General features: G+C 64.7%; 1 protein-coding gene. It reads left to right on the top strand.

The annotated features are described in order from the left end of the window. The first annotated feature begins 399 nt into the window (after positions 1–399). On the top strand, positions 400–1,626 hold the full coding sequence (locus KIT53_RS20225; protein WP_297756292.1) for an IS110 family transposase: 1,227 nt from the start codon (positions 400–402) through the stop codon (positions 1,624–1,626). Positions 1,627–1,656 lie beyond the last annotated feature (30 nt).

Consider the following 1,656-nt stretch of genomic DNA (forward strand, 5'->3'; position numbering starts at 1 on the left):
GCGCAGGTCCACCGGCGCCGAGGTCGACCAGTCCCAGGCCAGGAAACACACCAGGCCGAGCCAGAACACGGCCTGCCAGAGGCCACGGGACGAAGGAGAGGATGAAGAGGAAGTCATCGTGCGCTCCTGTCCTCAGTAGTTCGCCATCAGGCGGGCCCGACCCCGGGAAATGAAGCTTGGGGCGTGACTCGCCGGCGATGGCGCTTGGTTATACGATGCTGGCGGGCACTGCTGATGAGGTCGGCTTTCCCTTGGTGCGTTAAGCCCGTTCAGTAGTTGGACCCGCAGTCCTGCGAGCACCCCGGAGTGTGGCAGAGGGCGGCGACGCCCCGAAGCACGACTAGTAGAGTTCGATGACGAGGACTGCCTGCGGTGCCCAACAACTGCAAGGAGGTTCTCATGCAAGTGCTTTACACGCGCTGTGCGGGCCTGGACGTGCACAAGGACACGATCGTGGCCTGCGTGCGCTGCGTCTCGCCGCCCATGCATCAGGAGGTGCGCAGCTTCGGCACCACGACGGCCCAATTGCTTGAGCTGGCCGATTGGCTGGCCGAGCACGACTGTACGCACGTGGCGATGGAAGCCACGGGCGTGTACTGGAAACCGGTGTGGCATGTGCTGGAGGCCGAGTTCGAGTTGGTTCTGGCCAACGCAGCGCACATCCGCAACGTTCCCGGCCGCAAGACCGACGTCAACGACGCGATGTGGATTGCCGATCTGCTGGCGCACGGCCTGATCCGCTCGAGCTTCGTGCCGCCGCAGGCTATCCAGCAACTGCGCGACCTCACCCGCACCCGCAAGCAACTCGTTCGGGAAGTCTCCCAGCATTCGTTGCGCATCCAGAAGGTGTTGGAGGATGCCAATCTCAAGCTCGCAAGCGTCCTGTCCGATGTGCTGGGCAAGAGCGGTCGCGCGATGCTCGATGCCATCGTGGCCGGCGAGACCGACCCGACGCGCCTGGCCGCCCTTGCCCAAGGCACGGCGCGTAAGAAGACGGCCGAATTGCGCGAGGCGCTGCGCGGGCGCATCACCGAGCACCACCGCACGATGCTGCGGTTGCACCTGCAGGTGGTCGATGCCTTGCAGCGCACGCTGGCCGAACTGGATGCAGCCGTGGGAAAAGCGCTGGCGCCGATCCAACAGCGCACCCGCCTGCTTACGACGATGCCCGGGGTCTCTGATCTGACGGCCAGCGTCGTGGTGGCGGAGATCGGCGTGGACATGTCGCGCTTCCCAACTGCAGGCCATCTCGTGTCCTGGGCCGGGCTGTGCCCGCGCAGCGACGAGAGCGCCGGTAAGCGCAGATCCACCCGTGTGCGCAAGAGCGGCACCTGGATCAAAACGTCCCTGGTTACCGCAGCCTGGGCAGCCGTGCGCGTCAAGACCAGTTACCTGCGTGCCCAATTCCTGCGCATCAAGGCCAGGCGTGGCGCCAAGAAAGCCATCCTCGCCGTGGCCGCTTCCATGCTCACCGCCGCCTTCCACATGCTGCGCGACGGCACCGAGTACAACGACCTGGGCAGCGAACACTTCGACAGGCAAGACAAATCCAAGACCATCCGCCGCCTGCTCAAGCGGCTTCAAGACCTCGGCTGTGATGTTCCTGAACTGGCTCATGCGACGTAGAGCTTCCTAGTAGTTGACCTTGCGCTCGAC

The sequence above is a fragment of the Hydrogenophaga sp. genome (genome assembly GCF_026125785.1).
Taxonomy (GTDB): domain Bacteria; phylum Pseudomonadota; class Gammaproteobacteria; order Burkholderiales; family Burkholderiaceae_C; genus Hydrogenophaga.